22 protein-coding genes, 1 tRNA gene and 1 pseudogene are annotated in these 23,232 nt (G+C 70.8%); 16 read left to right on the top strand and 8 right to left on the bottom strand.

The window, feature by feature from the left end; all coding sequences use genetic code 11:
• Positions 1–52: 52 nt before the first annotated feature.
• Together HW837_RS35160 and HW837_RS35165 are read right to left on the bottom strand one after the other, a co-directional pair.
• Positions 53–1,342 carry an MFS transporter gene (locus HW837_RS35160; protein WP_193380335.1) on the bottom strand — a complete coding sequence of 430 codons (1,290 nt, stop codon included), beginning with the start codon at positions 1,340–1,342 and terminating at the stop codon, positions 53–55.
• A 262-nt stretch (positions 1,343–1,604) separates the two neighbouring features.
• On the bottom strand, positions 1,605–3,185 hold the full coding sequence (locus HW837_RS35165) for a potassium/proton antiporter (RefSeq protein ID WP_045556196.1): 1,581 nt from the start codon (positions 3,183–3,185) through the stop codon (positions 1,605–1,607).
• Between the two features lie 262 nt (positions 3,186–3,447).
• Between HW837_RS35165 and HW837_RS35170 the strand changes: the two genes are divergently transcribed.
• The gene (locus HW837_RS35170) at positions 3,448–6,234 is read left to right on the top strand and encodes a penicillin acylase family protein (RefSeq protein WP_193380334.1); all 2,787 of its coding nucleotides are present in this window, start codon (positions 3,448–3,450) and stop codon (positions 6,232–6,234) included.
• 62 nt (positions 6,235–6,296) lie between these two features.
• On the opposite strand, the gene HW837_RS35175 is transcribed toward HW837_RS35170, so the two are convergent.
• Positions 6,297–6,872: a 5-formyltetrahydrofolate cyclo-ligase gene (locus HW837_RS35175; protein WP_045556198.1), complete on the bottom strand. Its 576-nt coding sequence runs from the start codon at positions 6,870–6,872 to the stop codon at positions 6,297–6,299.
• Between the two features lie 133 nt (positions 6,873–7,005).
• Here HW837_RS35175 and galU point away from each other — a divergent pair, with 133 nt between their 5' ends.
• The 7 genes from galU (at position 7,006) to HW837_RS35210 (ending at position 12,802) form a co-directional block, all read left to right on the top strand.
• Entirely contained in the window at positions 7,006–7,917 is a 912-nt protein-coding gene (galU, locus tag HW837_RS35180) for a UTP--glucose-1-phosphate uridylyltransferase GalU (RefSeq protein WP_045556199.1), read from the top strand.
• A complete protein-coding gene (gene glp, locus HW837_RS35185; protein WP_045556200.1) occupies positions 7,914–9,236 on the top strand; it encodes a molybdotransferase-like divisome protein Glp in 1,323 nt (440 codons plus the stop codon). Before galU ends, glp begins: the two co-directional genes overlap by 4 nt.
• Before the next feature lie 84 nt (positions 9,237–9,320).
• Positions 9,321–9,803: a cyclic pyranopterin monophosphate synthase MoaC gene (moaC, locus tag HW837_RS35190; protein WP_045556201.1), complete on the top strand. Its 483-nt coding sequence runs from the start codon at positions 9,321–9,323 to the stop codon at positions 9,801–9,803.
• Positions 9,800–10,381 carry a MogA/MoaB family molybdenum cofactor biosynthesis protein gene (locus tag HW837_RS35195; RefSeq protein ID WP_045556202.1) on the top strand — a complete coding sequence of 194 codons (582 nt, stop codon included), beginning with the start codon at positions 9,800–9,802 and terminating at the stop codon, positions 10,379–10,381. The genes moaC and HW837_RS35195 overlap by 4 nt, the downstream gene beginning before the upstream one ends.
• Positions 10,382–10,401: 20 nt before the next feature.
• Positions 10,402–11,040 carry a GNAT family N-acetyltransferase gene (locus HW837_RS35200; RefSeq protein ID WP_177262044.1) on the top strand — a complete coding sequence of 213 codons (639 nt, stop codon included), beginning with the start codon at positions 10,402–10,404 and terminating at the stop codon, positions 11,038–11,040.
• Between the two features lie 221 nt (positions 11,041–11,261).
• Complete coding sequence (sepX, locus tag HW837_RS35205; RefSeq protein WP_045556203.1) at positions 11,262–12,602, top strand: divisome protein SepX/GlpR; 1,341 nt, start codon at positions 11,262–11,264, stop codon at positions 12,600–12,602.
• A 126-nt stretch (positions 12,603–12,728) separates the two neighbouring features.
• Positions 12,729–12,802 (top strand) — tRNA-Ala (locus HW837_RS35210).
• 72 nt (positions 12,803–12,874) lie between these two features.
• Here the strand turns inward: HW837_RS35210 and HW837_RS35215 are convergent.
• On the bottom strand, positions 12,875–13,426 hold the full coding sequence (locus HW837_RS35215; RefSeq protein WP_237309738.1) for a site-specific integrase: 552 nt from the start codon (positions 13,424–13,426) through the stop codon (positions 12,875–12,877).
• Between the two features lie 14 nt (positions 13,427–13,440).
• Here HW837_RS35215 and HW837_RS49065 point away from each other — a divergent pair.
• Both HW837_RS49065 and HW837_RS35220 read left to right on the top strand, forming a co-directional pair.
• Positions 13,441–13,771 (top strand): annotated as a pseudogene (locus HW837_RS49065) (NUDIX hydrolase); the annotation flags it as partial.
• Positions 13,772–13,817: 46 nt separating this feature from the next.
• On the top strand, positions 13,818–14,468 hold the full coding sequence (locus HW837_RS35220) for a hypothetical protein (protein WP_045556204.1): 651 nt from the start codon (positions 13,818–13,820) through the stop codon (positions 14,466–14,468).
• A gap of 391 nt (positions 14,469–14,859) precedes the next feature.
• Here the strand turns inward: HW837_RS35220 and HW837_RS35225 are convergent, their stop codons facing one another.
• Positions 14,860–15,354, bottom strand: coding sequence for a hypothetical protein (locus tag HW837_RS35225; RefSeq protein ID WP_052682833.1), 495 nt, complete (start codon positions 15,352–15,354; stop codon positions 14,860–14,862).
• A gap of 504 nt (positions 15,355–15,858) precedes the next feature.
• On the opposite strand from HW837_RS35225, the gene HW837_RS35230 reads away from it, so the two are divergent.
• Positions 15,859–16,071: a hypothetical protein gene (locus HW837_RS35230; protein WP_193380333.1), complete on the top strand. Its 213-nt coding sequence runs from the start codon at positions 15,859–15,861 to the stop codon at positions 16,069–16,071.
• 615 nt (positions 16,072–16,686) lie between these two features.
• Here HW837_RS35230 and HW837_RS35235 read toward each other — a convergent pair.
• Both HW837_RS35235 and HW837_RS35240 read right to left on the bottom strand, forming a co-directional pair.
• The gene (locus tag HW837_RS35235) at positions 16,687–17,079 is read right to left on the bottom strand and encodes a hypothetical protein (protein WP_045556431.1); all 393 of its coding nucleotides are present in this window, start codon (positions 17,077–17,079) and stop codon (positions 16,687–16,689) included.
• Positions 17,080–17,135: 56 nt separating this feature from the next.
• Positions 17,136–17,618, bottom strand: a complete 483-nt coding sequence (locus HW837_RS35240; protein ID WP_045556206.1) for a GNAT family N-acetyltransferase — start codon at positions 17,616–17,618, stop codon at positions 17,136–17,138.
• Positions 17,619–17,736: 118 nt separating this feature from the next.
• On the opposite strand from HW837_RS35240, the gene HW837_RS35245 reads away from it, so the two are divergent.
• Positions 17,737–18,540 (top strand): exodeoxyribonuclease III, encoded by an 804-nt coding sequence (locus HW837_RS35245; protein ID WP_093791159.1) that lies wholly within the window; start codon positions 17,737–17,739, stop codon positions 18,538–18,540.
• Positions 18,541–18,574: 34 nt separating this feature from the next.
• Here HW837_RS35245 and HW837_RS35250 read toward each other — a convergent pair whose 3' ends face one another.
• On the bottom strand, positions 18,575–19,252 hold the full coding sequence (locus HW837_RS35250) for a MerR family transcriptional regulator (protein WP_060884369.1): 678 nt from the start codon (positions 19,250–19,252) through the stop codon (positions 18,575–18,577).
• 168 nt (positions 19,253–19,420) lie between these two features.
• Between HW837_RS35250 and HW837_RS35255 the strand changes: the two genes are divergently transcribed.
• The 4 genes from HW837_RS35255 (at position 19,421) to HW837_RS35270 (ending at position 23,196) form a co-directional block, all read left to right on the top strand.
• Entirely contained in the window at positions 19,421–21,004 is a 1,584-nt protein-coding gene (locus HW837_RS35255; RefSeq protein WP_193380332.1) for a flavin-containing monooxygenase, read from the top strand.
• On the top strand, positions 21,001–21,936 hold the full coding sequence (locus HW837_RS35260) for an alpha/beta fold hydrolase (RefSeq protein ID WP_193380331.1): 936 nt from the start codon (positions 21,001–21,003) through the stop codon (positions 21,934–21,936). The genes HW837_RS35255 and HW837_RS35260 overlap by 4 nt, the downstream gene beginning before the upstream one ends.
• On the top strand, positions 21,933–22,826 hold the full coding sequence (locus tag HW837_RS35265; protein WP_045556211.1) for an SDR family oxidoreductase: 894 nt from the start codon (positions 21,933–21,935) through the stop codon (positions 22,824–22,826). Before HW837_RS35260 ends, HW837_RS35265 begins: the two co-directional genes overlap by 4 nt.
• Positions 22,827–22,920: 94 nt before the next feature.
• Positions 22,921–23,196, top strand: coding sequence for a hypothetical protein (locus HW837_RS35270; RefSeq protein WP_045556212.1), 276 nt, complete (start codon positions 22,921–22,923; stop codon positions 23,194–23,196).
• The last annotated feature ends 36 nt before the right edge of the window (positions 23,197–23,232 follow it).

The following is a 23,232-nucleotide window of genomic DNA, read 5'->3' on the forward strand; positions in this document are numbered from 1 at the left end:
CTCTCACTCGATGAGTGCTAACGACAGTCCATACTGACCTATTCCCCGGGGATCAGTCCACTGCCACCGGCACTCGGTGACCGACGACACGCGCGACGGTACGGCTGCGGGGGCTCCCCACCAGCCTCGTACGCAGCGCCAACAGCGTCGCCAGCGCCAGTGCCGTACCGGCCGCCGGCACCAGGAATCCGGCGCCGGCCCACAGCCGGTCCTCCAGCTGACCGGCGGCCGTGACGGCGGCCGCCTGGCCGAGCGCGACCGCTCCGGTCAGCCAGGTGAAGGCCTCCGTGCGGGCGCCGGACGGGACCAGGGAGTCGACCAGCGTGTAGCCGGTGATCAGGGCGGGGGCGATGCACATGCCGACCAGCAGGCCGAGCGCGGCGAGGACGAACACGGAGTCGGCGGTCCACAGGGCGGAGGCGGCCAGCGCGAGAGCCGTGTAGCCGATCACCAGGCGCCGCTGCGGAGCCGCCTTCCAGGCGAGCGCGCCGCACACGATGCCGGAGAGCATGTTGCCGGCGGCGAACACGCCGTACAGGACGCCGTTCAGGCCGGGCTCGCCGATCGACTCGGAGAAGGCGGCCAGGGAGACCTGCATGCCGCCGAAGACGGACCCGATGCCCAGGAAGGTGACGATCAGGACGCGCACCCCGGGGACGGACAGGGCGGAAACGCGCTCCACGCGCGCGTGGGCGGCCGGGACGACCCGGGGCTGGGTGCCGCGTTGCGCGGCGAACAGCAGACCGCCGATCAGGGTGAGCGCGGCCTCGGTGAGCAGGCCGGCGGCCGGGTGCACGGCGGTGCACAGCGCGGTCGCGAGCAGCGGGCCGAGGACGAAGGTCAGCTCGTCGGTGACCGACTCGAAGGCGGCCGCGGTGCTCGTCAGGGGCGAGTCCTGGAGCTTGACGCCCCAGCGGGCCCGCACCATGGGGCCGATCTGCGGCACCGACGCGCCGGTGGGCACGGCGGCGACGAAGAGCGCCCACAGGGGGGCGTCCATCAGGGCGAGCGCCGTCAGGGAGAGTCCCGCGACGCCGTGGACGAGGACGCCCGGGATCAGGACGGCCCGCTGGCCGCGCCGGTCGGCGAGACGGCCGCTCCAGGGCGCGAACAGGGCCATGGCGACGCCGGTCACGGCGGCCACGGCGCCGGCCGCGCCGTACGAGCCGGTGGTGTGCTGGACGAGCAGCACGATGGAGAGCGTCAGCATCGCGAACGGCTGACGGGCCGCGAAGCCGGGCAGGAGGAACGTCCACGCGCCCCGGGTGCGCAGCAGCTGCCCGTAGCCAGGACGGGACGCTTTGGAGGAGTTCGAGGTGTGCGAGGTGACCGTGGATGCCACGGCCGTGCCTTTCCGCCGCCTGGTAGCGCGCCTGTGCGGGGGCGCCGAGAGCTGTCCTCTTGCGCCACTGCGGTAGATGCCGGGCCCGGGAGAGGGGCGTGACGGCCGCCATACGGTCGCGCCAGCTCTGCGTCAGACAGAGTTGGTCCGATCAAGTGCACCTTCATCGTACAGGGGATCAGCCCTGGTCACCTGTGAAAGTGAGCACCATCGGCGGCCACACCCCCGCTTCCGGAGGGTGTGAACAGGACGAAACGTGCCCTTAACGCCGGGATCCGCCGCCGTCGCCTCCGCCGTTGCCCGTGCCCAGCCAGTCGGCCAGCTTGCCGCCCTGTCCGACGGCCCTGAGGCGGCGCTCCGCCTGGTCCCGGACGGGGTCGGTGGTGACGACGAGGAGTTCGTCGCCGCGCCGCAGGACCGTGGTCGGCAGGGGGACGAAGGACTTGCCGTCGCGGACGACGAGGGTGACGGCGGCGCCCGCGGGGAGCCGCAGCTCGTTGACCTCGACGCCGTGCATACGGGACTTCTCGGGGATGGCGACGGACAGCAGGTGGCCGCGCAGCCGCTCCAGGGGCGCCGACTCGATGCCGAGGTCGGCCGCCTCGTCCCCGGAGCCGCCGAGGCGCAGCTTGCGGGCCAGCCAGGGCAGCGTCGGTCCCTGGACGAGGGTGTAGACGACGACGAGCACGAAGACGATGTTGAAGATCCGGCGGCTGCCCTCGACGCCGCTCACCATGGGGATCGTCGCCAGGATGATGGGCACCGCGCCGCGCAGTCCGGCCCACGACAGCAGGGCCTGCTCGCGCCACGGCACCCGGAACGGCACCAGCGCGACGACCACGCTCAGCGGTCGAGCCACCATGGTCAGCACCAGGCCGATGACGAGCGCGGGCCAGATGTCGTCGCCCATCTCGTGCGGGGTGACCAGCAGTCCGAGCAGGACGAACATGCCGATCTGGGCGATCCAGCCGACGCCCTCGGCGAAGCCCCGGGTGGCGGGCCAGTGCGGCAGCTTGGCGTTGCCGAGGACCATGGAGGCCAGGTAGACGGCGAGGAAGCCGCTGCCGTGGGCGAGGGCGCCGGCGGCGTAGGCGGCGACGGCGATGGCCATGACGGCGATCGGGTAGAGGCCGGAGGCGGGCAGCGCCACATGCCTGAGGGCCCAGGACCCCAGCCAGCCGACGGCGAGGCCGATGGCGGCGCCGATCGCCAGCTCCAGCACTATCTCGCCGATCAGGACGTACCAGTGTTCGACCGGTCCGGCCATGGAGAGCGAGGCGACGAGGATGACCACCGGGGCGTCGTTGAAGCCGGACTCGGCCTCCAGGGTGCCCGTCACGCGCGCGGGGAGGGGGATCTTGCGCAGTACGGAGAAGACGGCCGCCGCGTCCGTGGAGGACACGACCGCGCCGATGATGAGCGCCTGCCGCCACTCCAGCCCGATCAGATAGTGCGCGCCCGCAGCCGTGACGCCGACGCTCGCCGCGACTCCGACCAGCGCCAGTGAGCTGGCGGCCGGCAGGGCCGGCTCGATCTCCTTCCACTTCGTGCCGAGGCCGCCCTCCGCCAGGATCACGACGAGGGCCGCGTAGCCGATGACCTGGGTCAGTTCGGCGTTGTCGAAGTGGATGTCGCCGATGCCGTCCTGGCCCATGGCGATGCCTATGCCCAGGTACACGAGCAGGCTGGGGAGCCCGCTGCGCGACGAGATCCGGACCGCGGCGACCGCGACGAGAAGGACGAGCGAGCAGACGAGCAGGAGCTGGTTGAGATCGTGGACAGTCAGCGGGCCGTACCTTTCTTGCCGAACCGCACGTGGTTCCGAGTGTGGGGTGCCGAGCACTGGATGGAGGCACGCGCGCGTGTGGGCATGCGAAGCCGATCACGGAAACCGTGCGATTGCGGTTACGTCAGTGCAAGTACTTCGTTACCTTACCTAACTCTTGACGATTTCTTGACGCTCACGAGGGCAAGATCGAACAGTCGTCCGCGCCAGTTCCCGACTCCGCGTCAAGTCGTGTCGGGCCCTGCGCCTATGGTTGCTCCAGCGTTCAGTACAAAGCACAGCCCGACCTGCCGCTCGTGTTAGGACAGCAAGGACAGCGATGCCCACCGACACCACCCCCTCCGGCCAGCAGTCCGGCAAGTCCGGCAGGAAGAAGGGGCGAAAAGTCCGCCTTCTCCTGATCGTCCTGGTCCTGGCCATCATCGGTGGCGTCGGCTACGGGGCGTTCTGGTCCGTCTCCACCGTGCGCGCCTCCTTCCCGCAGACCAAGGGTTCGATAACCCTGGACGGTCTGTCGGGACCGGTCGACGTCAAGCGCGACGGCTACGGGATCCCGCAGATCTACGCCTCCTCCGACGAGGACCTGTTCATGGCGCAGGGCTACGTCCAGGCGCAGGACCGGTTCTACGAGATGGACGTACGCCGCCACATGACGGCCGGCCGCCTCTCGGAGATGTTCGGCGAGAGCCAGGTCGACAACGACGAGTTCCTGCGCACCCTCGGCTGGCACCGGATCGCCGAGGAGGAGTACGAGAAGACCCTCTCGGCCGAGACGAAGAAGTACCTCGACGCCTACGCCAAGGGGGTCAACGCCTACCTGGCCGGCAAGGACGGCGACGAGATCTCCGTCGAGTACGCGGCCCTCGGCTTCACCAACGACTACACGCCCGAGGAGTGGACCCCGGTCGACTCGGTCGCCTGGCTGAAGGCGATGGCGTGGGACCTGCGCGGCAACATGCAGGACGAGATCGACCGCGCCCTGATGACCAGCCGCCTCGGCCCCAAGCAGATCGCCGACCTGTACCCGCAGTACCCGTACAGCCGCAACGGGACGATCGTGCGGGAAGGCCAGTACGACGAACTGACGAAGACCTGGTCGGACGGGTCGGGGACGTCGCAGGGCACCGGCGGCTCCACACAGGGCACCGGGGGCACGGGGACGGGCACCGGAGGCACCGGCACGGCCGCCGCCGGCACGTCCTCCGACTCCGGAGCCCTCCAGACGCAGCTGGACGGCCTCTACAACGTCCTGGAGGGCCTGCCCGAGGCCGTCGGTGTGAACGGCAACGGCATCGGCTCCAACTCCTGGGTCGTCTCCGGCGACCACACCATCACCGGCAAGCCGCTGCTCGCCAACGACCCGCACCTGACGGCGTCGCTGCCCTCGGTCTGGTACCAGATGGGCCTGCACTGCAAGTCCGTCTCCGCGAAGTGCCAGTACGACGTCTCCGGCTACACCTTCTCCGGCATGCCCGGCGTGGTCATCGGCCACAACGCCGACATCGCCTGGGGCATGACCAACTCCGGCGTCGACGTCACCGACCTCTACCTGGAGAAGCTCACCGGCGACGGCTACCAGTACGGCTCCAAGGTCCTGCCGTTCGACACCCGCGAGGAGACCATCGAGGTCGCCGGCGGCGCGTCCAAGACGATCGTCGTCCGCACCACCAACAACGGTCCCCTGCTCTCCGACCGCTATGACGAACTCGTCCAGGTCGGCAAGAAGGCCACGGTCGACCAGGACGCCCCCGACCGCGGCGACGGCTACGGCATCGCCCTGCGCTGGACCGCGCTCGACCCCGGCACCTCCATGGACGCCGTCTTCGCCATGAACCGGGCCAAGGGCTGGGACGACTTCCGTGAGGCCGCCGCCCTGTTCGACGTCCCCTCGCAGAACCTGATCTACGCCGACACCGAGGGCCACATCGGCTACCAGCTGCCCGGGAAGATCCCCACCCGCGGCAAGGGCGACGGCTCGCTGCCCGCCCCCGGCTGGGACCCCCGGTACCGCTGGACCGGCTACATCGACGAGGACGAACTGCCCTACGAGTACGACCCGGAGCGCGGCTACATCGTCACCGCGAACCAGGCCGTCGTCGACAAGAAGTACCCCTTCACGCTCACCACGGACTGGGGCTACGGCACCCGCGCGCAGCGGATCACCAGCCTGATCGAGTCCAAGATCAAGGGGGGCGGCAAGATCTCCACCGACGACATGCGGCAGATGCAGATGGACAACAGCAGCGAGATCGCCAAGCTGCTGGTGCCGCTGCTGCTCAAGATCGACGTCGGTGACAAGCACGTCCGCGAGGCGCAGAAGCTCCTGGAGGGCTGGGACTACACCCAGGACGCCGACTCGGCGGCCGCCGCGTACTTCAACTCGGTCTGGCGCAACATCCTCAAGCTCGCCTTCGGCGACAAGCTGCCCAAGGAACTGCGCGTCGAGGGACAGTGCCTGTCGGTCGAGCCGGTCGACTCCACTGGGCCCGCCGACGAGGACCAGCAGGTGCGCGAGTGCGGCAGGCGCGACGCGGACCAGGCGCAACCCGACGGTGGCGACCGCTGGTTCGAGGTGGTCCGCCGACTCGTCGACGACCAGGACAACGCCTGGTGGTCCACGCCCAAGACGCGCAACCTGAAGGCCGCCGACACCCGCGACGAGCTGTTCAAGCGGGCCATGCGGGACGCCCGTTGGGAGCTGACCGCCAAGCTGGGCAAGGACATCGACAGCTGGAGCTGGGGCCGGCTGCACCGGCTGTTCCTGAAGAACCAGACCCTCGGCACCGCGGGCCCCGGTTTCCTCCAGTACATGCTCAACCGCGGCCCCTGGAAGCTCGGCGGCGGCGAGGCCACCGTCAACGCCACCGGCTGGAACGCGGCGGGCGGCTACGAGGTCGTCTGGGTGCCGTCGATGCGGATGGTGGTGAACCTCGGGGACCTCGACAAGTCCAAGTGGATCAACCTCACCGGCGCCTCCGGGCACGCGTACAACGCGCACTACACCGACCAGACCGACAAGTGGGTCAAGGGCGAACTGCTGACGTGGTCGTTCTCGGACAAGGCGGTCCAGGACGGCACGAGCGACACGCTGCTGCTCAAACCGTGACGCCCGGCTGAACACGGAAAGCGGCCTCCACGCACGCGTGGAGGCCGCTTTCCGTGTCCGGATCACCGGAACCGTCGTGCCCCCGACGGCGTCACCACCGCGTGCACCGGGCGGTCGTGCTCCTCCTCCGGGACGCGGTCCAGCACCTCCGTGTCGTACAGGAGCACCACCAGCGCCGGATCGGCGCCCGCGCGGGCCAGGCGGGCCAGGACGCGGTCGTAGGAGCCGCCGCCCCGGCCGAGGCGCATCCCGCGCGCGTCGACCGCCAGGCCCGGCAGCAGGACGGCGTCGGCGGTGGTCACGGCGTCCGGGCCGAGCCGCTCGCCGGCGGGTTCGAGGAGTTCCATACGGCCGCCGTGCCGCACGCGCGCGAGGGAGGCCTCTCCCTCGTAGACGCCCCAGTCGAGGTCGTTGTCGGGCAGCAGCACCGGGAGCAGGACGCGCACGCCCCGCGCGCGGAGTGCGTCGAGGAGCGCGAGGGTGCCCGGTTCACTCCCCACGGACACGTACGCCGCGACCGTGCGCGCGTGTGCCAGTTCGGGCAGATCGAGAGCCCGGTCCGCAAGGGCGCCCGTCGTTTTCCGGACGTCATCCGGTGTCAACCCGCTCCTCACCAGGAGGAGCTCTCGTCGCAACATTCGCTTGGAAAGCTCCGGTTCAGGTCCCATCCGGCTCACAGGTGGCTCCATTATTATTCGTAATCGGCTCATATGAGAACGAATTCATCGGAGCCACAGATTCCCCACAAAGGCACCGGATATGGTTCGGCGCATGAGTGAGGCGAACCCCAGGATCAGCAAGGCTGTCATTCCCGCGGCGGGTCTGGGAACCCGGTTCCTGCCGGCGACCAAAGCGACTCCCAAGGAGATGCTCCCGGTCGTGGACAAGCCGGCGATCCAGTACGTGGTGGAGGAGGCCGCGGCAGCGGGCCTGGACGATGTCCTGATGATCACCGGCCGCAACAAGCGCCCCCTCGAGGACCACTTCGACCGCAACCACGAGCTGGAGTCCGCCCTCCAGAGAAAGGGCGACGGCCACCGGCTCGCCAAGGTCCAGGAGTCCAGCGACCTCGCGACCATCCACTACGTCCGCCAGGGCGACCCCAAGGGCCTCGGCCACGCCGTGCTGTGCGCCGCCCCGCACGTGGGCGACGAACCCTTCGCGGTCCTCCTCGGCGACGACCTGATCGACCCCCGCGACCCGCTCCTGCGGCGCATGGTCGAGGTCCAGGAGCGGAGCGGCGGCAGCGTCATCGCCCTCATGGAGGTCGCGCCGGAGCAGATCCACCTCTACGGCTGCGCGGCCGTGGAGGCCACCGAGGACGGCGACGTCGTCAAGATCACGGGCATGGTCGAGAAGCCGGAGCCGGCCGACGCCCCGTCGAACTACGCGATCATCGGCCGCTACGTCCTCGCCCCGCAGATCTTCGACGTCCTGCGGCAGACCGAGCCGGGCCGCGGCGGCGAGATCCAGCTCACCGACGCCCTCCAGCAGCTCGCCGCGGACGAGAAGGTCGGCGGCCCCGTGCACGGCGTCGTCTTCAAGGGCCGCCGCTATGACACCGGAGACCGTGGCGACTACCTGCGTGCCATTGTCAGACTCGCGTGCGAACGTGAAGACCTGGGCCCGGACTTCCGGACCTGGCTTCGCAGTTACGTAGCCGAGGAGATGCAGCCACAGTGAGCACCGCCGCGACCCGCACCACCGGCCGGGACCACCTCTGGTCGGTGACCGAGCACCTGGAGGACATCCTCGCCACCGTGCGCCCCCTGGAACCCATCGAGCTGCAACTCCTCGACGCCCAGGGCTGCGTGCTGGTCGAGGACGTCACGGTCCCGGTGTCACTGCCGCCGTTCGACAACAGCTCCATGGACGGGTACGCGGTGCGGGTCGCGGACGTGGCGGGCGCCAGCGAGGAGTTCCCCGCCGTGCTCACGGTGATCGGCGACGTCGCGGCGGGCCAGAGCGAACAGCCGCAGGTGGGCCCGGGGGAGGCCGCCCGCATCATGACCGGCGCCCCCCTGCCGCCCGGCGCGGAGGCCGTCGTCCCGGTGGAGTGGACCGACGGCGGCCTCGGCGAGGGACCCGTCTCCGGGATGCGCGCCCGCAGCGCGAGCCCCGAGGGCGCCACCGGCCAGGTCGCCGTGCACCGCGCCGCCGAGGCACGCGCGCACGTGCGCGCGGAGGGCAGCGACGTCAAGGCCGGTGAACGCGCGCTGGCGGCCGGCACCCTCCTCGGCCCGCCCCAGCTCGGCCTGCTCGCCGCCATCGGCCGCGCCTCCGTACGCGTACACCCGCGCCCGCGCGTGGTGGTGCTCTCCACCGGCAGCGAACTGATCCCGCCCGGCGACACCCTGGCCACCGGCCAGATCTACGACTCCAACAGCTTCGCCCTCACCGCCGCCGCCCGGGACGCGGGCGCCATCGCCTACCGCGTCGGCGCCGTCGCCGACGACGCCGAGACCCTCCGCTCCACCATCGAGGACCAGCTCGTCCGCGCCGACCTGGTGGTCACCACCGGCGGCGTCAGCGTCGGCGCCTACGACGTCGTCAAGGAGGCCCTGGAGTCCGTCGGCGACGAGGACGAGGAGGGCGCCGGCATCGACTTCCGCAAGCTCGCCATGCAGCCCGGCAAGCCCCAGGGCTTCGGCACCATCGGCCCCGACCACACCCCGCTGCTCGCCCTCCCCGGCAACCCGGTGTCGTCGTACGTCTCCTTCGAACTCTTCGTCCGCCCCGCCATCCGCACCCTGATGGGCCTCGACGACGTCCACCGGCCGACGACCACGGCGACCCTGCGGACCCCCAAGGCGCTGACCTCGCCCGCAGGCCGCCGGCAGTACCTGCGCGGGACGTACTCCGACGGCGAGGTCACCCCCGTGGGAGGCGCCGGATCGCACCTCGTCGCCGCCCTCGCGCACGCCGACGCGCTCATCGTGATCCCCGAGGACACCGAGTCGGTCGAGCCCGGTACGGAGGTCGAGGTCGTCCTGCTCGGCTGAACCGTCGAGGGTGGCGTACCGTGTCGCGCACAACACGCCGCGCGCCGCACCGCGACGGGCCCCGACCGGGAGCGCCACACCACCATGAGTACGCCGCAGGACCGACTGACCCACATCGACGAGGCGGGCGCCGCTCGCATGGTCGACGTCTCCGGGAAGGACGTGACCGCGCGCACCGCCCGCGCCAGCGGCCGGGTCCTGGTCTCGCCGGCGGTGGTGGAACTGCTGCGCGGCGAGGGGGTGCCCAAGGGTGACGCCCTCGCCACCGCGCGCATCGCCGGGATCATGGGCGCCAAACGCACCCCCGACCTGATCCCGCTCTGCCACCCGCTGGCGGTCTCGGGCGTCAAGGTCGACCTCGCGGTCGCGGACGACGCCGTCGAGATCCGCGCGAGCGTGAAGACCACCGACCGCACGGGCGTCGAGATGGAAGCCCTCACGGCGGTCTCCGTCGCCGCGCTCACCGTGATCGACATGGTGAAGGCGGTCGACAAGGGCGCGGTCATCACAGACGTCCGCGTCGAGGAGAAGACGGGCGGCAAGTCGGGCGACTGGAGCCGGGCATGACGGCCCCGGCGCAACCGCCGCCCGGGGGCGCCCTCACCGCGCCGTACGCCGCCCTGGTCGTGACCGCCTCCAACCGTGCCTCCGCCGGCGTCTACGAGGACCGCGGCGGACCCCTGATCGCGGAGGGGCTCCGGGCGCTCGGCTTCGCCGTCGACGGCCCGCAGGTCGTGCCGGACGGCGACCCCGTGGAGGCCGCGCTGCGGGCGGGCGTGGACGCCGGGTACGACGTGATCGTGACGACCGGCGGCACCGGCATCTCGCCCACCGACCGCACGCCCGAGGCGACCCGCGCGGTCCTCGACCACGAGGTGCCCGGCATCCCCGAGGCGATCAGGGCGTACGGCCGGGACAAGGTCCCCACGGCCGCGCTCTCCCGAGGTCTCGCCGGCGTCGCGCGCGGCACGCTGATCGTCAACCTGCCGGGCTCGACCGGCGGCGTACGGGACGGCCTGGCCGTCCTGGGACCCCTGCTGACCCACGCGGTGGACCAGATCCGCGGCGGGGACCACCAGAGGCCGGCCCCCGGCGGCCCCCCGGCCGGGGAGGACCCCTCCAGACCCCGTGGGGGTGCGAGCTGAACAGCCCATCCTGGCCCGTGGTGCTGGTGGACGGCGAGGTCGTCCTCCGGCCCATAAGGATGCGCGACCAGCGGGCCTGGCGCGAGGTCAACCGGCGCAACCGGGACTGGCTGCGGCCCTGGGAGGCGACCATTCCGCCGCCCACGCCGAGCGGGCCCATCGCGCACCGGCCGACGTACCGTCAGATGGTCCGCCATCTGCGGGCGGAGGCGAACGCGGGCCGGATGCTGCCGTTCGTCATCGAGTACCAGGGGCGGCTGGTCGGGCAGTTGACGGTCGCCGGGATCACCTGGGGCTCCATGTGCTCCGGCCATGTCGGCTACTGGGTCGACGAGTCGGTGGCCGGGCGGGGTGTGATGCCGACGGCCGTCGCGCTCGTCGTCGACCACTGCTTCCGGACCGTCGGACTGCACCGCATCGAGGTCTGTATTCGCCCCGAGAATCGGCCCAGCCGGCGGGTCGTGGAGAAACTCGGATTCCGCGAGGAAGGCCTGCGTCCACGATATCTTCACATCGACGGCGCCTGGCGCGACCATCTCGTCTTCGCGCTCACCGCCGAAGAGGTGCCCGAGGGGCTGCTCGGCCGCTGGCAGCGGGAACGGGCGCGGCACGCGCGCAACGCGGGCTCCGACGCCGGTAAGCCCGGTCACCCGCAATAAATGAAATACGTGTTCGAAAAAAATTGCACGGATGTACGGCCGACGCCCGGGCGAACGACCGGGTTGAACGAGTCGGTGCGTTCTCGGCACGTTAATTTCGCGCTCTCGGCGGCCCGCTGATCGGATCGGTCACAAAAAAAGCTCGAAATATCAGCCGGATCGTGCGACACACCGGCTCAATTGGCGGATGGCCTCACGCAAACCCCTCTACCGTGTGAGGCGTGAGCAGCAGCGGCCTCATCTACGCAGTCATCGTCGGGGCCTGGGCCGCCTACTTGGTGCCGATGTGGCTCCGTAGGCAGGACGAGCTGAACGAAGCCCGTCCGACGGAACGCTTCAGCACCGCCATCCGGCTGCTTTCCGGCCGGGCGGGGATGGAGCGCCGATACGCCAGGGACCTGCGGGCGCGCTCCACCGAAGAGGGGGAGCCCAGCGCCCAACCGGACGGCGTCACCGACTCGGTGGACGTCCGGGCCTTCGCCGTGCCCCCGCACCGGGAGCACACGAAGGCACAACTGCCGGTGGAGCGAGGTGAGTCACCGCAGCAGGGCCAGCAGCCACAGCAACCGGGCAAACCCGCGACGCAGGCGCCCGCACCGGCGCAGGCGAAGCCGGTGCCCCAGCAGGGCGGCGCGTCGGCGGCCAAACAGGGGGTGGCCAAGCAGGGGGCGGCCCCCGTGCCCGCTCCCGCGCGGGCCAAGCGCGCGGGCCGGCAGACGGCGGGCGCACGCCGGGGCGACTCGGCGGAGGCCAAGGCGCGGGCCCAGCGCTCGAAGGTGCTCGCGCGTCGGCGGCGTACGACCGTGATGCTCTTCCTCGCCTTCACGCTCGGCGCGGTCGTCGCGGCGGTCGGCGGACTGGCCCTGCTGTGGGCGCCGGCCGTCCCGGCGGTGCTGCTGAGCACCTACATCGCGCATCTGCGCCGCCAGGAGCGGAAGCGGTTCGCGTACACCATGGACCGGCAGCAGGCCGAGGCTGCGGCCCAGCGACTGCGCGAACGGCAGCCCCAGCGGCGGCGTCCCGCGCCGGACCCGGTGGACACCGACGAGCCGGAGGACGGACCCGAGACCGAGGAGACCCGGGCGGACCTGACCGCGCTCGCGGCCGACCGGCGGGCCCTCGTCGAGCAGACCGACCACGCCGAGTGGGTCGACCAGCAGCGTGAGCGCCAGCGGCGGCCCGCCCAGGGCGACAGCTGGGACCCCGTCCCGGTGCCGCTCCCGACGTACGTCACCGCGCCGGTCGCGCCCCGGGCCACGTCCGGGGTCGACCTCGGCGCCCCGGACGCGTGGAGCTCCGCGCGCTCCAGCGCGGCCGACCCGCACGGCGCGTCGGGCGCCCCCGCGAACGCCCCCAGCGCCTCCGGGCGCGCGCCGGAGGGGGAGTGCGGGGGTGAGGAGGGTGCGGACGGCACCGGTCCGGCAGAGGCCGCCGACGCACCCGACGGCGGCCGGTCCGACGCACGCCGGGCCGCGTCCGCGCGCCGCTCCCGGGAGCGGGGGCGTACGCCGCTCTTCGACCAGTTCGAGGACGGCGACCGGCCGCGCGCGGCCAACGAGTGACGTGCGCGGCCTCGGACCTCCCACTCCACTGACCAGCCAGGAGGTCGGTCGCAGGGCGCCCGGCGGCCTCGCGGATACGGATTTCCGAGCATCGCGATCGGGGTGCTAGAGTTTCACTCGTTGCAAGGGCCTGTGGCGCAGTCTGGTAGCGCACCTCGTTCGCATCGAGGGGGTCTGGGGTTCAAATCCCCACAGGTCCACGCAGCTCAAAGCCCCGGTCGGGTTCTCCTGACCGGGGCTTTGACATGCCGTACAGCAGCGAAGTACAGCAACTACTCCGGATCTTGCTTCCCGAGGTGCTTGCCCAGCTTGCGCAGTGCCCGGCGGGTGGCTTCCGACGGGACGTGTGTGTAGACCTCCATAGTGACCGCGATCTTGCTGTGCCGAAGGATCTGCATCGCGACGCGGGGGTGCACATCGAGGGCGGCGAGGAGCGAGCCGCACGTGTGCCGGGTGTCGTGCAGACGGATCTGACGGGTGCCGGCGCGGGTCGAGCGGTCGACGAACCGGCGGTTGAAGTTGCGGGGTTCGACCGGTGTCCCGTAGCGGGTCGTGAACACGAAGTCGGAGTCGGACCACAGATCGCCAGCCGCTTGTTTGGCCAACTCCCGTTCCTTCTGCCTGCGCTGGAGAGCCGCGATGCAGATCTCCGGAAGCGGGAGCATGGCCGTGGACGCCTCGGTCTTGGTCTCGTCGTGCACCAAGCGCCGGTTGATGCGCTGTAGCTGCATCTGCACGGTGGTCTCACCGGCATCCAGATTGACGTTCTCCCAGGTGAGGCCGAGCACTTCGCCGCGCCGGAAGCCCAGGACCAGGATGAGCACGTAGGGCGCGTACAGCGGGTCAAGCCCGCGAGGTCCTGGAGGAGACGGGGATTCACATGGAGGTACTCACTCACTGGGGTCTACAAGAACGTGACGAGAGGCATCGTGGCCCTGGTCTTCCGCTGTAAGCCCTCAGGCGGCACCGAGCGCACATCCGACGAGTCGACGGCGGTCACGTGGCTCACGCCCGACGAGGTCACCGAGTGCATGTCTGAGGTCTTCGCGATCCGGCTTCCGGACGCCCCAGACGGCAACAGCCCGCACGTACGGAGCCACGATGGCAAGCGCCTCATCCCTGTCTGGTCCCAGTTGATGCGCGACGTTTCGGTCCCAGGTGATGCTTGACGGTGGACGCCACGCAGTGGCGCTTCTTCGGCGGTGAGGAGGGACCGTGGAACGGCGGGACACGATCATGGACATCGATTACGGCCACTTCTACGTCACCGAGCGAGTGGAGGGTGGTTTCGAGCGGCTGGATGGGGAGCCCGACTTCGCCAGTGGCCGGCCTGTGCTGCTCACCCCCGGGCAGGTGACGGTGGTCAGCTGCGTACAGTCCCACAACGCGCTGGTGACGCTGATCGGCACTGAGTCGGAAGAGGACCTGCCGGAGCTCGGCGAGGGGTGGGCGCTGCTGGACACGGTGGAGTACCGGCCGCTGTACGGCGGGCGGATGGAGCTGTGGGGGTGCACCACCGGGCAGTCCAAGCCGCCCGTCCATCTGGATCTGCCCACCTCACGCACCCACCTGGTGCGGGTGTATGCCAAGGGCCGGGAGGACGCCGATCAGCGGTTCGTGGAAAGCCTGGGCAGGCACGAGGTCCTCCACGAAGGGCTGGAGGAGTACACGATCGTCTTCACGCCTACAGGCTGGCAGGAGCCGCCGCAGCCGGATGAGGAGCTGCTTCGGGATCCGTTCCTGCTGGACCCGCGTACCGGCCGACGCAGGATGGGCTCCCCATACAAGGCAGCCCGGGAGTACGCCAGGCGACAGTCGTCGGCCGAGGCCCACACAGGCGAGCTCAGTGCGGACGCCGACTCCTGACTCGGGGACGCCCAGTTGGGCCTACCCCTGGGGCCGCAGCGAGCAACGGTCTATTAGTAGAGACCTGGACACGGAGTACCCGTGGAAGAACAAGCCTCCGGCGGGGGCGCTCGGGCTCCGAGATGGCAGGGGCGCCGTTCGCGAGTGCTGGCCGAGTGTGGCGTGCGCGGGGAGCTCCCATCCCGTCCGCCATCGACCCAGGCAGAGTCGAGCAGTCGCGGCCCAGGGCGTCAAGGTCGTTCGTACAGTTGCGCGCTCCACCTTGACGCCCTGAACCACCCCCGCTCCACGGTGTGTGGGTCGACGGCAGACGGGAGCTTGAGGTAAGTGGTGGATTGCTGTCGAGTGCTAGCAGGCTGACCAAGTTGGCCGGTCAGGGGACGGTTCAGCCCTACCGCAGGGTGAGGATGCAGAGCGAATGGCCCTCGTCGGGGTCCCCCACATATGTCCAGAGCTTCAAAGTCTTGCCGTCCCGCAGGGCCTCGTAGGTGGAGGTCACGCGATCGACTTCGAACGACACCGTGACGCTGCTCTGCCCCTCCCGCTCATCCTCGTCCCAGGTACCCGATCCCGACCGGGGTTCGTTCTCCGGCCCGTAGGCAGAGATGTCGTAGTCACCGCAGACGCCATCGGCAGTGAACGTTCCATCCGGCTTCAGCTCTAGTCTGCCGCCCGCCCCGTCGTCCCACATGGTCGCTGTCTGCGATCGGGGTACCTCGGCCGGCTTGCCGTCAGGGACTGGCGGGAAGGCGAACCTGCCGCATGCGACGAGGGCGAACGCGACGGGAACGAGGACCAGGACTACCCGATAGGAACGCAACTCACGCCACCCCAACACCTTCGACAGGACGCACGTACGACCCGGGTTCGACCCATCGTCGAGCACGTGCTCGTCATCTTGGCAGCATTATTGAACATGTTCAACTTCTCTCTGCGGCTGTGTACGTGAACGTGTGGCGCTCGGGACCGGACTGGAGAAAGCCGCAGGTCTTCTCTGCGGTAACGGCCGGGCTGCTCGCCATCTGGAGATCGCCAGTCGACGTGCCCCTCCCGTGCCCGTTCGGTCAGGAAGCAGCGGGGAGCCACGGTCTCTGGCGGACAGCGCGCACGAGAACGGTCCCTGACCGAGATGCCTGGGCAGGGACCGTTCACCTGCGGTGGGTGTGGGATTTGAACCCACGGTGACTCGCGCCACGACGGTTTTCAAGACCGCGCACCACCAGGACAGTCGTTCCTCCACGTCCTCCGGCAGATGCATGCCCAGGCCATGCTCGGGGCACAGGGGCCACGCCTGCCACAGAAGCTCCATGACGGTCTCCTGCGCGGCATCGGCGACGCTCGCCAGTGCAGAGGCAAGGCTGTCCTGTGAGTTCGGGTCCAGGTGGTTGCCGTGCCACTGGTCGTCGGCCATGGCGACGTGGACGTTCTCCGGCTCACCCGCATCGTGGGACGGAAGGGCCAGCAGTTGCAGGGGTTCCAGCTGGGAAAGCGTCACCGCCAGGTCCCGGTTCAGAAGGGCGAGAGCCTGGTGCGCGTGGCCGCGGCGGCCCGTGCTCGGCGGCGGACCTCAGCGGACGATCTGCCGACGCGCAGGCTGGGTTGATCGACGCCGGCAGTCCCCTGTGATCGACCTGATAAGGATGAGGCCAGACCTCAAAGCCTGCATCTAGCGCGGGCGCCGTCCTCACTGAGGGCTGGCGCCCGTCGCCTTAACCCAACCATTGAGTTCCGCCGACCTCATTCCATGCGAGCCCAGCCGGTGGTACAAGGGAGCTCCCGTTGTGGCTATCAGCTGCGGGGGTGGGGGGGGCAGCATGAAGTGTCAGTGCAGCCAGAGTCATCGAGGCCGCAAAGCGCATCAATGTGAGGGAGACGGCACCAGCCGCATCGCAGGGAAGTGGTGGTGTCTTCCGTGTCTGAAGGGCGTGAGGCCCCAGCCGCCTCGCGATCCGATGCTGCCGAGCCAGGCCAGGCGTCGTAAGCGCCGGGTGCCGACTGGAAAACCACCGGTCTCATCGGTCGGCACTCTCTGGGCCCACGACGTCACGTCGAAGTCTTCGGGGACTGCGAAGCGTCGGCGCCGCAAGCCGCAGGCGTAACCAGGCTGAGGACAGCCCGAAGGCGTGGCCGTTGCAGTACAGCAGCGGAGTGCAGCAGCCACGCTGACCGCATCGACTGTCGGTGCCCCTCACAGGCTTCCCGACCAGCCCAGGAGACGTCAGCAACCCTGGTGCCTGTAGTTCGCATCGAGGGGTGCGATGGCGTCGAAGTAGGGCCAGCCGTCCAGTTCGAGCTGCCGGGTGGCGGGGTGGAGGTCCAGGGTCGGGGCCGCGGCGTCCAGGAGGCGGCGGACCGTGCCGGGCTCGTGAAGGTTGAGGTAGGTGTGGTCCGAGCGGCGGACCAGGGCGCCGGAGTCGAAGTAGCAGTTCGACACGACGCGGTTCTCCGACGGGCTGAAGAGCAGGACCAGGCGGCGGCCCCGCGAGCCGTCGGGGTAGAGCGACAGCTTCAGGTGGCAGTGGTCGTAGGCGACGTTGGAGCGTTGGCGGACGGTCCAGTGCCAGGTGGTGTCGCCCACGACGAGACGGCGGAGGCGGGTGTTCTTCTTCACGGGCACACCGTAGGGGCCCGACACCCCGGCGGGCACCGGGATTTACCGGGCCCGCGTCAGGGGTGGAGCGGCTTGGCGAAGCACAGGCTCAGTTCGTGGAAGCGGTAGTGGCCGAACTTCGCGCAGGGCTCGTAGCCGCTGGAGGTGTAGAGGGCCACGGCCTCGGGCTGCTTGGCGCCGGTCTCCAGGACCATGCGGGTGCGGCCGCCGGCGCGGGCGTCGGCCTCCAGTTCGGCGAGTATGCGGCGGGCCAGCCCCAGGCCGCGCGCGCCGGGCGTGACGTACATCCGCTTGATCTCGGCGTCCCCGTCCTGGTACCCCTCGTCGTTGGTGTCCTGGGTGCGCCAGCCGCCCGTGGCGAGGGGGCTGCCGTGCTCGTCGTAGGCGATCAGGTACAGCCCGGCGGGCGGGGCGAAGTGTGCCGGGTCCATGAAGGTCGCGTCGCCGTCGTCGCCGTAGCGGACGCTGTACTCGGCCTGGACCTCGTCGTTGAGCTTGACGGCGTCGGGGTGGTCGAAGGGGACCCGGCGGATAATCATGTCAAGCATCGTACATCTATGCATGCGCATGCTCCAGGCTCTCTCCATGGTGCGTGTGCTCCCGGTGTGATCTTCGTCGGAAACTGGACCCTGTCCAAGGTGCGGGTATCGTGCCCGGGTGCTGACTGTGACCTCTGTGAATGTGAACGGGCTGCGGGCCGCCGCGAAGAAGGGCTTCGTGGAGTGGCTCGCCGGGACCTCGGCGGACGTGCTGTGCCTCCAGGAGGTGCGGGCCGAACCGGAGCAGCTCCCCGCCGGGGTGCGGCAGCCCGAGGGGTGGCACGTCGTGCACGCCCCGGCCGCCGCCAAGGGCCGTGCCGGGGTGTCGCTCTACAGCCGCCGTGAGCCCGACCGGGTCAGGATCGGCTTCGGGTCGGCCGAGTTCGACGGCAGCGGGCGGTACGTCGAGGCCGACCTGCCCGGGGTCACCGTGGCCAGTCTCTACCTTCCCTCCGGCGAGGTCGGGACCGAGCGGCAGGACGAGAAGGTCCGGTTCATGGACGAGTTCCTCGCCTATCTGAAGGAGCTGCGCGAGCGGGCCGCCGCCGACGGGCGCGAGGTGGTGGTCTGCGGCGACTGGAACATCGCCCACCAGCCGGCCGACCTCAAGAACTGGCGGGCGAACCAGAAGAACTCCGGGTTCCTGCCGGAGGAGCGGGCCTGGCTCGGGCGGGTGTTCGACGAGGCGGACGGGGCGTACGTCGATGTGCTGCGCGCCCTGCACCCCGACGTCGAAGGGCCCTACACCTGGTGGTCCTACCGGGGGCGGGCCTTCGACAACGACACCGGTTGGCGCATCGATCACCACGTGGCAACGGCCGGGCTCGCCGGCAAGGCGGTCAAGGGGTTCGTGGAGCGGGCCGCGACCCATGCGGAGCGCTGGTCGGACCACGCGCCGGTGACGGTGGTCTACGACCTCTGATCGGCCGGGAGCCGGCCTCTCGCCAGGGCTTCGGTCAGTGATCCCCCTCGCCCCGGTTCGTTCGGCGCAGCCGGCGGTCCAGCGCCAGGGAGAGTTCCGCCTCCGCCACGCTCTTCGCCAGGGGGCGTAGGCGGTGGAGGTCCTCGGGGGTGCGGCCGGGCTGGGTGAGGATGAGGTCGGTGAAGAGGGTGGCCAGGGCGTCGGCGTGTTCGCGGACGCGGCGGCCGGCGCTGAGGACGTCGGCGAGGGGAACGCCCTCGCGGACCAGCGCGGCCGATACCTCGAGGAGACGGCGGCTGATGTGGACGATGTCGCCGCCGTCGGTGCCGAGGTAGCCGAGGTCGAGGGCGGCGGCGAGGTTCTCCGAGGTGGCCTGGTCGCCGAAGTGGTCGGCGAGTTCCTCGGGCGTGAGGCGGACCGGCACCTCCTCGGTGGGTGCCCCGAGGCCGAGCAGGTCGCCGACGTCGCGGCCCTCGTCGAAGGCCTCCGCCAGCTCCGCTATGCCGCTGAGGGTGTGGCCGCGCTCCAGCAGGGCCGCGATCGTGCGCAGCCGGGCCAGGTGTGTGTCGTCGTACCAGGCGATGCGGCCCTCGCGGCGGGGCGGCGGGATCAGTTTGCGCTCCCGGTAGAAGCGCAGGGTGCGTACGGTGATGCCGGCCGCCTCGGCCAGCTCCTCCATGCGGTACTCGTGTCGCTCGCCGTCTTCTGCCACCCGCGCAGCCTATGTCGTACCGCTGGTAACTCCAGAGTGCGTGACCCCTACCCATCGGTACGGTCCTGCCCTACGCTCCCACTGCGCCAGTGATTACTGGCGCGGACGTGTAGGTGCGAACTAGGTGCGAACGCGGTGTGCGCACGCGATGAGGCGTGGAGGTACCGGATGGGCGAGCACAAGGGCGGGACCGGGGGCGGGGACCGGCCGCATGTGAGGGTGGCGGTGATCGGGTCCGGGTTCGGCGGGCTCGGGGCCGCCGTACGGCTGCGGCGCGAGGGGATCACCGACTTCGTCGTCCTGGAGCGGGCGGGATCGGTCGGTGGCACCTGGCGCGACAACGACTACCCCGGGTGCGCCTGTGACGTGCCGTCCCATCTCTACTCGTTCTCGTTCGCGCCCGACTTCCCCTGGCCGCGCGCCTTCTCCGGGCAGGAGCACATCCGGGCCTATCTGGAGCATGTGACGGACGTCTTCGGACTGCGGCCGCATCTGCGCTTCGACTCCGAGGTGACGAGGATGGCCTGGGACGCGGAGCGGCTGTGCTGGGACATCGAGACCGGCGGCGGGCCGCTCCGCGCCGACTTCGTCGTCTCCGCCACCGGGCCGCTCTCCGACCCGAAGGTGCCGACCGAGGCCGAGCTGCCGGGACTCGGCTCCTTCCCCGGCAAGGTGTTCCACTCCGCCCGCTGGGACCACGGTTACGACCTGCGCGGCAAGCGGGTCGCGATGATCGGCACGGGCGCCTCCGCGATCCAGATCGTGCCGGCGATCCAGCCCGAGGTCGGCCGGCTGACCCTCTTCCAGCGGACCCCGCCCTGGGTGCTGCCCCGCGTCGACCGGAGCATCGGCGCGGCCGAGCAGTGGCTGCACAGGCAGCTGCCGCTCACCGCCCGGGCCCGGCGCGGACTGCTGTGGGGCGTACGGGAGTTGCAGGTGCAGGCCTTCACCAAGCGGCCCAACCAGCTGGGTCTGGTGGAGCAGTTGGCGAAGCGGCACATGACGCGGGCGGTCAAGGACCCCGAGCTGCGCGCCCGGCTCACCCCGGACTACCGCATCGGCTGCAAGCGCATCCTGCTGTCCAACACCTACTATCCGGCGATCACGCGGCCCAACGTCGACGTGGTGGCCTCCGGACTGGCCAAGGTCGACGGCTCCACGCTCGTCGCCGCCGACGGGACCGCCGCCGACGTCGACGCGATCGTCTTCGGTACCGGGTTCCATGTCACCGACATGCCCATCGCCGACCGGGTGGTGGGCGCCGACGGGCGCACGCTCGCCGAGTCCTGGGCGGACGGGGGGATGCGGTCGCTGCGGGGGGCGTCGGCGGCCGGGTTCCCGAACTGGATGACGATCATCGGGCCCAACACGGGTCTCGGGAACTCCAGCATGATCCTGATGATCGAGTCCCAGCTCAACTACATGGCCGACTACGTACGGCAGTTGGACGTGCTGGGCGGCCGGGTGGCCCTCGACGCGCGGCCCGCGGCCGTGGACGCCTGGAACGCGCGGGTGCAGAAGCGCATGGAGCGCACGGTGTGGAACACCGGGGGCTGCACCAGCTGGTACCTCGACGCGAGCGGCCGCAACACGACCGTCTGGCCGGGCACGACCACCGAGTTCCGCGGCGCGACCCGGCGGGTCGACCTGAGCGAGTACGAGGTGCTGCGGCCGGCCCCGCCGGGTACGAAGAACAGCGGCGAGGCGACGGACACGGATCAGGACACGGAGAAGGTGGAGGCCGGGGCGTGACCCGACTGACGCATGTGAAGCACGGGCCGTACGCGCCGCCCGTCGCCGTACGGGAGTTGGCGGCCGTCTCCGCCGACGGGGCGCGGCTGCACGTCGAGATCCACGGGCCGGAGGGCGCCCCCGCCGTGGTGCTCGTGCACGGCTGGACCTGCTCGACGGCGTACTGGGCGGCGCAGGTCCGCGACCTCGCCGTCGACCACCGGGTCGTCGTCTACGACCAGCGCGGCCACGGCCGCAGTCCCGCCTCCGCCGTGTGCACCGCCGACGGTCTCGCCGACGATCTGGAGGCGGTGCTCGCGGCGACGCTCGCCCCGGGCGAGAAGGCGGTGCTGGCCGGGCACTCCATGGGCGGGATGACCCTGATGGCTGCCGCCGGGCGGCCGGGCTTCCAGGAGCACGCGGGGGCCGTCCTGCTGTGCAGCACGGGCAGTTCGGGGCTGGTCGCCGAGTCGCTGGTCGTGCCGCTGCGGCCGGGGCGCCTGCGGACCTGGCTCACCCGGAAGGTCCTCGGCTCGCGGGCGCCGCTCGGGCCGGTCACGCCGGTCGCCCGGCGGATCCTCAAGTACGCCACGATGGGCCCCGGTTCGTCGCCGGTGATGGTCGAGGCGTGCGCGCGGATCGTGCACGCCTGCCCGGCCAGGGTGCGGCACGCCTGGTCGCACGTCCTCGACTCACTCGATCTCGACCACGGCGTAAGGGCGTTGACGGTGCCGACGGCCGTCGTCGTGGGCACCGCGGACCGGATGACCCCGCCCGTGCACGCGCGGGCGCTGGCCGCCGCGCTGCCCGACTGCGTGGGCGTGAGCGAGCTGACCGGGGTCGGACACATGTCACCGGTGGAGGCACCGGAAGCGGTCACCGCGCGCATACGCGAGCTGGTGGCGATGTACGTACGTGCTGGACGGGACGAGTTGGAGGAGGCGGGCGCATGAGCAACGGCAGCACCCTGGAGGGGCGGGTCGCGGTCGTCACCGGCGCCGCGCGGGGCGTCGGGGAGCTCCTCGCGCGCAAGCTCTCGGTGCGCGGGGTGAAGGTCGCGCTCGTCGGCCTCGAACCGGACGAGCTGAAGCGGGTGTCGGAACGGTTGTACGGGGAGGCCGAGTTCTGGCACGCCGATGTGACCGACCACGAGGCGATGACGCGGGTCGCGGCGGAGGTGAAGGAGCGGTTCGGGCGGGTCGACATCGTCGTCGCCAACGCGGGCGTCGCCAACAGCGGGCCGTTCGTGGACTCCGACCCCGACTCCTGGCGGCGGGTCATCGAGGTCAACCTCGTCGGATCGGCCGTCACCGGGCGGGCGTTCCTGCCGGCGCTGATCGAGAGCCGGGGGTATCTGCTGCAGATCGCCTCCCTCGCGGCGATCACCCCGGCGCCGATGATGACGGCGTACTGCGCGTCCAAGTCGGGCGTCGAGGCGTACGCGCACTGTCTGCGGGCCGAGGTCGGGCATCAGGGGGTGGGCGTCGGGGTCGGGTATCTGTCCTGGACCGACACGGACATGGTGCGCGGGGCCGACAAGGACGAGGCGCTGCGGGAGTTGCGGGAGCGGCTGCCGTGGCCGGCCGGGAAGACGTATCCGCTGGGGCCGGCCGTGGACCGGCTCGTCGCCGGGATCGAGCGGCGGTCGAGTCATGTGTACGGGCAGTGGTGGCTGCGCGGGATGCAGGGCGTGCGCGGGTATCTCCCGGGGCTCATAGGGACGTTCGCGCCGCGCGAGGTGCGGCGGATGGAGCCCCGGCTGCGCGGGGTGGCCAAGGGGCTGGTGGGCGCCGGTGGGGCCGCGGACGAGCGGACGCGGGGGGTCGGGGCGCCGGACGCCTGATGACCGAGCGTGACTGATCGACATGCGGGGTGTGTTCGTGCGTGTTTGTCTGGTCGAGGCCCGATCCCCTCACCCAAAACGGGAGTGAAACCACATGGGCATGAAGGACCAGTTCCAGGACAAGGCTGAGCAGCTGAAGCGGAAGGCCGGGCAGTCGCCGGAGGAGCGGCAGCGGGCTCAGCGGCCTGGTGAGCGCGAGCCCCAGCGCGACTCCCAGCGTCAGCCGCAGCCCGGTCAGCCGCAGCGTGAGCACGGCCGCCCGCAGCGCGAGCACGGGCAGCCGGAGCGCGGTGCGCGGCGGCGCGACGAGGAGTCGGAGCGCCTGATGCGGGACGAGGAAGACCGCGTCCGCCAGGACTTCGACGTCTGACTCCCGCACCCGGCCCCGGCCGTGTGACCCGCGGGG

Source organism: Streptomyces caniscabiei (assembly GCF_014930365.1).
In the GTDB taxonomy this organism is placed as follows: Bacteria; Actinomycetota; Actinomycetes; order Streptomycetales; family Streptomycetaceae; genus Streptomyces; species Streptomyces caniscabiei.

Coding starts and splice junctions, on each gene's coding strand:
- HW837_RS35255 (WP_193380332.1), top strand. CDS start 19,421: ATGGGCGAGCACAAGGGCGGGACCGGGGGCGGGGACCGGCCGCATGTG.
- galU (WP_045556199.1), top strand. CDS start 7,006: ATGAGTGAGGCGAACCCCAGGATCAGCAAGGCTGTCATTCCCGCGGCG.
- HW837_RS35170 (WP_193380334.1), top strand. CDS start 3,448: ATGCCCACCGACACCACCCCCTCCGGCCAGCAGTCCGGCAAGTCCGGC.
- moaC (WP_045556201.1), top strand. CDS start 9,321: ATGAGTACGCCGCAGGACCGACTGACCCACATCGACGAGGCGGGCGCC.
- HW837_RS35265 (WP_045556211.1), top strand. CDS start 21,933: ATGAGCAACGGCAGCACCCTGGAGGGGCGGGTCGCGGTCGTCACCGGC.
- HW837_RS35175 (WP_045556198.1), bottom strand. CDS start 6,872: ATGTTGCGACGAGAGCTCCTCCTGGTGAGGAGCGGGTTGACACCGGAT.
- HW837_RS35270 (WP_045556212.1), top strand. CDS start 22,921: ATGGGCATGAAGGACCAGTTCCAGGACAAGGCTGAGCAGCTGAAGCGG.
- HW837_RS35195 (WP_045556202.1), top strand. CDS start 9,800: ATGACGGCCCCGGCGCAACCGCCGCCCGGGGGCGCCCTCACCGCGCCG.
- HW837_RS35240 (WP_045556206.1), bottom strand. CDS start 17,618: ATGATTATCCGCCGGGTCCCCTTCGACCACCCCGACGCCGTCAAGCTC.